At 62.1% G+C, this 5,904-nt stretch carries 5 protein-coding genes; 1 reads left to right on the plus strand and 4 read right to left on the minus strand.

All coding sequences use genetic code 11. From position 1 onward, the window contains the following. The first annotated feature begins 290 nt into the window (after positions 1-290). Positions 291-461 carry a hypothetical protein gene (locus tag ASN89_RS29100; protein ID WP_158300136.1) on the plus strand — a complete coding sequence of 57 codons (171 nt, stop codon included), beginning with the start codon at positions 291-293 and terminating at the stop codon, positions 459-461. Positions 462-475: 14 nt separating this feature from the next. Here ASN89_RS29100 and ASN89_RS24495 read toward each other — a convergent pair whose 3' ends face one another. From ASN89_RS24495 to blaOXA, 4 genes are all read right to left on the minus strand, one after another. Then, positions 476-2,017: a cryptochrome/photolyase family protein gene (locus ASN89_RS24495; protein ID WP_058051085.1), complete on the minus strand. Its 1,542-nt coding sequence runs from the start codon at positions 2,015-2,017 to the stop codon at positions 476-478. Between the two features lie 42 nt (positions 2,018-2,059). Next, the gene (locus tag ASN89_RS24500) at positions 2,060-4,519 is read right to left on the minus strand and encodes a penicillin-binding protein 1A (protein ID WP_058051086.1); all 2,460 of its coding nucleotides are present in this window, start codon (positions 4,517-4,519) and stop codon (positions 2,060-2,062) included. Between the two features lie 74 nt (positions 4,520-4,593). Next, the gene (locus tag ASN89_RS24505) at positions 4,594-4,989 is read right to left on the minus strand and encodes a hypothetical protein (RefSeq protein ID WP_058051087.1); all 396 of its coding nucleotides are present in this window, start codon (positions 4,987-4,989) and stop codon (positions 4,594-4,596) included. Beyond that, positions 4,986-5,804 (minus strand): class D beta-lactamase, encoded by an 819-nt coding sequence (blaOXA, locus tag ASN89_RS24510; RefSeq protein ID WP_046682900.1) that lies wholly within the window; start codon positions 5,802-5,804, stop codon positions 4,986-4,988. Before blaOXA ends, ASN89_RS24505 begins: the two co-directional genes overlap by 4 nt. Positions 5,805-5,904: the final 100 nt, after the last annotated feature.

Raw genomic sequence — 5,904 nt, forward strand, 5'->3', positions numbered from 1 at the left:
ATGGAACATTTTTCCAACACAAGAACAGGGAAAAATGGTCCATTTAGGGAATTCTAATTTATTAAAATTAATAAATATTTCCCATTTGAAATTCTTACCAGTGAAATCTTGTTGATGTATTCACCTTCGTGCGCTAGGGCAAATTTTTATGTAGTAATATTTAAAAAAATATTCAAAGCATTCTGGGTGAGAATTTTCTAATGATAAAAAAAACAAGCACTTCATACGTCATCGAGTTTACGCAACGAACGACGCGGGTCTTAAGGTCGCTCAATGCTGAGTCCGGACGAATGAAGATTGATATCAAAGACACAGCGATGCCGTTCGACACCCGTATAGTCGATGCCTGGGTCAGCATCGAAGACGGCATCCTGTGGCTGGAGCACGAAACGGGAGAGGACTATACGGTGAAAATCAGGCTTGCCACGGTGCTACGCTGGTCACGTGAACCTAAATGGTAGCCAGGCTGCCGGCGTTACAAGGAATCGAGGTTTGCCAGTATCTTGCGCGCCTGTTCCTTGAAATCGGTGATCGCCGCGTCGTCCATCTTCTCCAGCTGGCGGTACGCCATGCCTATGCGGGGATTGCGTTCCAAGGTGTCCGCGTTGCGATGGAAAAAATCCCAGTACAGGGCATTGAAGGGACAGGCGAGCTCGCCGATGCGCGCCTTTTTATCGTAATGGCAGCCTTTGCAATAGTCGCTCATGCGGTCGATATACGCCGCACTGGAGACATACGGCTTGGTGGCCAGCTGCCCCCCATCGGCGAACTGGCTCATGCCGACTGTGTTGGGCAGCTCCGCCCACTCGAAGGCGTCGATATAAATGCCAAGGTACCAGCCATGCACCTTGGCCGGATCGATGCCGGCCAGCAGCGCGAAATTGCCGATCACCATCAGGCGCTGGATGTGATGCGCATGGGCCTGTTCCAGCGACTGGGTAATCGCCTGCGACAGGCAATGCATCTTAGTCTTGCCATCCCAGAACCATGACGGCAGCGGGCGCGCATGGCCAAAGAAATTCTTTTCGGCATACCCTGGCATCTGGGCCCAGTAGACGCCGCGCACATATTCGCGCCATCCCAGGATCTGGCGTATAAAGCCCTCCACCGCAGCCAAGGGGGCATGGCCGGCGTGATAAGCCGCTTGCGCCCTGGCGACGACTTCGCGGGGATTGAGCATTTTCACGTTCAGCGCGAACGACAGCAGGGAATGAAACAAGCGCCACGCCTTGACGCTCATCGCATCCTGAAAGTCGCCAAAATGCGGCAAGGCCCGCTCGATGAAGGCGTCGAGCTGCTGCAGCGCCTCCTCCCGGTTCAGCGCCCACGCCAGCCGGTCCGCACGCGGCGCGCCGAAGCTCTTCACGCCCGCATCGATAATGCTTTGCCATAGCGAAGAATGGTCATGCACGCTGCGTGGATCCTGTGGCTCGGCGGGCGTGCCGCGCCAGGGCTTGCGGTTGTCGTGATCGAAGTTCCACTGCCCGCCGACGGGTTTTTTCGCGTCTTCCATCAGCACTTGGTGCGTGCTGCGCATCTGGCGGTAGAAAAACTCCATCAGCCATTGCTTGCGCCCGGCGAAAATATCGGCTGCCTCGTGGCGGGCCGTGTAGAAATGGTCGCTGTCGACCATCAGCCATGGAATGCGCGAGCGGCGCCCGGCCTGGTACAACTGCTGGTCGAGGCGCCACTCGTCGGGCGCCTGATATTCGAAGCCGGCGGCGTCATAGCGAAGAATCAGCGTCTCGATATTCTCCGGTATCGAGCGCGTGCTTGCCACGTCATCGATGGCGATGTAATGCACGGTGTGGCCGCGCTGGCGCAGCTGGCGCGCCAGCTCGCGCATGGCGGCGAAGATCGCCAGGATTTTCTGCGCATGGTGCAGCACATAGTCGGTTTCCTGCCGCACCTCCATCAAGACATAGATGGTGGCGTCATCGACTTCGGTGAACCAGCGGTGCTGCGCATTGAGCTGGTCACCGAGTATCAGGCGCAGCGTAGGCTTCGGCGAGGTCATGATTAATATGTGCGATGGTTAAATTCGCCGTGGCGGCGGCGCTTATCCCTGCGGCGCCGGCACCGGCTGCGGTACGGGAGCGGGCGCAGGCGCCGCCTCCGGCACCGCCTTGCCATGCGACTCCTGTCCGCCATCGCCCTCGGCCGGCATGGCCAGCGGCGCTGGCGGCGCGCCCTCTTGCAGCAAATCTCCCGGCTCTTCCACCGGTTCGTCCTGCGGTTCCTCGACCGGTTCCACGTGACGCAGCGGTGGCGGCGGTTTGCCGCCGGGGAAGATGGCGTCACGCGACAGCTTGCCCGTGTCGAGCGCCGTCTTGAAAAAGTCGCCCACCACCAGCACGGCGTTGTGGCCGCCCTGGCCCCAATAATTGCTGCGCATGGTGACGCGCGCGTCATTGAAGCCTATCCAGGCGCCGCCCACCAGTTCCGGATGCATGAGGATGAACCAGCCGTCCGCATTGTTTTGCGTCGTGCCGCTCTTGCCGGCCACGTCGGAACGGATGCCGAAGCGGCTGCGGATGGCCGTACCCGTGCCGCGGTCGATCACGCCGCGCATCATGTCCGTCAGCGTGGCGGCCGATTCGGCCTGCATGGCGCGCTTGGGCTTGTCTTCGCCGAAACGGGCGATGACCTTGCCTTCGCGGTCGGTAATATGCGTGACGACAAACGGCAGGCGCGCTTCGCCCTGTGCCGCGATGCTGGCGTAGGCGTTGACCATTTCCAGCAAGGTGACGGGACTGGTGCCCAGCGCCAGCGACGGCACTTTTTCCAGCTTGCTGTCGCGGATACCGAGCGCGCGCGCCAGCTTGATGATCGGCGGCAAGCCGACGTCCTGCATCACTTGTGCCGTGATCGTGTTTTTCGAGTAGACGAGACCGTCGCGCATGGTCATGTCGCGTCCCGTCGTGCCGCTCATGTCCGTCGGGCGCCATTTCGTGCCGTCGGCCGCCTTGATATCCATCACGGCATCGCGGTAGACGTGTTCGGGACTGAGCCCCTTTTCCAGCGCCGCGCCATACACGATGGGTTTGAAGGTGGAGCCGGGCTGGCGCGCCGCCTGCGATACGTGGTCGAACTGTTCGCGCGCAAAGTCGCGGCTGCCTACCCAGGCGCGCACGGCGCCCGTGGCCGGGTCCATGGCAGCAAAGCCCGCTTCCAGGCGCGTCTTCGATTTGCGCAGGGCCGCCATGAAGGCGCGGTCGCCCTTGAGTTTTTCCAGCGCTTCATCCGGCGTGCCGCCGGCCGCCGTCAGCTTGCGGTAGTCGGCCGATTCGCGCGCGAAGCTGTCGAGCAAGCCAGGATGCGATTTCCAGAAATAATCAAACGCCACGCTGCCGCCCTGCATGCCCGCGTACATGCCCGTCGAGGTGGACGATGGCACGCCGGCGCGGCTCCATTCCACATCGGCGATCGCCTGCAAGGCATTCGCCTGGCGCTCGACGGCGCGCTCGGCCGCCTGCTGCAAGTCGTAATCGAGCGTGGTGTGCACCACAAGGGCGTCCAGCTCCAGGTTGTAGTCGTTTTCATCAGCCCACTCGATCAGCCACTTGCGCACATAGGCCGTGAAGTGGCTGTCCGACTGCGCCCGCTCGCTCTGGCGCTCGAAATGCAGGCGCAGCGGGCGTTTGATCAACTGTTTGTAGCGCGCCTCGTCGATGACGTCATGCTTGCGCATCTGCCCCAGCACCACGTTGCGGCGCTGCAGGGAACGCTCGGGATTGCCGACGGGATTGTAATAATTCGTCCCCTTGAGCATGCCAACCAGGGTGGCGCTTTCCAGGATATCAAGGCGCGACGCGGGCTTGTCGAAATACGTGCGGGCCGCCATCTCGATGCCGTAGGTGTTGTACAGGAAAGGCACCGTATTCAAATACGCTTCCAGGATTTCCGTCTTGCTGTAGGTGGCCTCGATTTTGAGGGCCGTGATCAGCTCCTTCAGCTTGCGGTTCAGGTTGCGCGAACGGCCGATTTCCTCAGGGAACATATTGCGCGCCAGCTGCTGCGTGATGGTGGAACCGCCCTGCGGGTTGCCGCTCGCCGTATGCAGGATGGCGCCTGCCGTGCGCGTGAAATCGACGCCGTGGTGGTCGTAGAAGCGGTGGTCCTCCGTCGAGATCAGCGCGCTGATCACGTTCGGCGAAATCTGTTTTAACGTGACCCGTTCCTGCAAGCCCTGGTCAAAGCGGGCCAATTCCTTGCCGTCGGCGCTGACCATGGTGCTCGGCGCGGCCGCGCGCGCCTGGCGCAAGTCGTGGATGCTCGGCGTCAGAGGGATCAGCAGCAGCATGTAGAAGGTCAGCAGCGCCAGCACGGCCAGGAATGACCATAAGCCCAGCACCAGCGCGCGCCGCACGGGCGGCAAGGTCATCAGGTGCGCGTGGCCGCGCCGGTAGAGCGCCACTGCCCTCACCCACGCCACGCCCGCCACGCGCAAGGCCTGCGCGCGCGTCCATGTCCATGCCTGTCTTGCTTTTTCCTGAAACTGCTCCATGCCTGATGCCATGCTTGTAACCTTGTCTGATGCCGGAAAATCCGTTTCAGCAAGTATATAGGGCGGGTAACAAAGCGGGCCGGAATTTACGCCAGGCAAGCATCGAGGCGGGCCACGGTGACGCCGACATACGCGCCCACGCAGCGCGCGTCATGCGTCGTAAACGGATTTTCCAGTTGCAGCAGGCCGCAATCGCAGATGACGGGATCGACCTGCGTCACGATGCCCAGCGCCAGGTAGCGCCAGCCGTCAAGCCGCCGCAGTCCCTTTTCCCGACCGGGGTTGGCGCGGAAGATGGCGTCCCAGTCGTCCATCTCGCCGGGCATGGGCCACAGTTCGAGCTGGACTTGCGTGCCGGCGGCCATCCGCCCGCCGCCGAACTCGTCCATCACGTGCAGGCGCTGGCCGCCCACCTCGATGACGGCTTCCAGGTAGTCGCCATCGGAGGCGATGAACGTGGCGGCAACGATGCTGGCCGTCACTTCTGCGCCTGCTCCAGCAGGGCCGGCAATTCTTTCAGCATCGCTTCGCGCGTGCGCAGGCCTGCCGACTGCTGGCCCTTCTGCTCGTCCTGCACCAGGCGCGCGAACACGATGCTGCGCTCGCCCTTGCTGGCCCAGCCCACGAACCAGCCGTAGCCATGCGCTTCGTCGAAGCTGCCGTCGGCCTTGCGCGGGAAAGCCGCGCCCGTCTTGCCGTGCACTTGCCAGCCGTCCACGTCGGCCAGGCGCGTCAGGCGCCGCGTCTGTTCCATGGCCTGCTTGGAGACGGGCAATTGATCGTTGACCAGCTTGCGCAGGAAGCCCAACTGCTCGAGCGGCGAAATTTTCAGCGAGGAGCTGATCCACGAGCGCTCCAGGCTGTTGTCCTTGCCCTTGTCGCCCGACACGTCCGCATTGCCATAGCGCAAAGCCTTCGCGTATTTCTGGAAACGCTCGGCGCCCAGCGCCTGCGTGATCTGCTGCGAATACCAGACGACGGAATACTGCATCCAGCGCGACGGGTCCGTATCCTGGCGCCAGGCTTCGCCGCCCCAGTCCACATAGCCCTGGCGGTATGGCAGGCTGGGCTTGTGCTCGTCCTTGAGGAAACCGGCGTCATAGCCCATCAGGCTGAGCGCGATCTTGAATGTGGATGCGGGCGTGACGCGGTCGAGACAATTGCCCTCCTGCAGCAAGACCGTGCCTGTCTTGGCGTCGGCCATGGCCGTGCAGATGGTGGCGGAATGGGCTTGCGAGGCGGCCAGAACGGCGCCTGTCAGACCGAGGACAAACTGGAAGAATGCGCGATATTTCATGGGCCTCCGGGGTTGGGGGAGTAGGGGTTGGGGGAGTAGGCGAAATTGTACCGGGCGGCGCGGCGCGATGCCAGCGCGGATGCATCGCCCTGCCCCTCGC

Origin of the sequence: Janthinobacterium sp. Ant5-2-1, from assembly GCF_001445815.1 — a bacterium.
Classification (GTDB): Bacteria; Pseudomonadota; Gammaproteobacteria; order Burkholderiales; family Burkholderiaceae_D; genus Janthinobacterium; species Janthinobacterium lividum_E.

Bases quoted from the DNA above. Each gene is read 5' to 3' on its own strand.
- blaOXA (WP_046682900.1), bottom strand. From the start codon at position 5,804: ATGAAATATCGCGCATTCTTCCAGTTTGTCCTCGGTCTGACAGGCGCC.
- ASN89_RS24500 (WP_058051086.1), bottom strand. From the start codon at position 4,519: ATGGCATCAGGCATGGAGCAGTTTCAGGAAAAAGCAAGACAGGCATGG.
- ASN89_RS29100 (WP_158300136.1), top strand. From the start codon at position 291: ATGAAGATTGATATCAAAGACACAGCGATGCCGTTCGACACCCGTATA.
- ASN89_RS24495 (WP_058051085.1), bottom strand. From the start codon at position 2,017: ATGACCTCGCCGAAGCCTACGCTGCGCCTGATACTCGGTGACCAGCTC.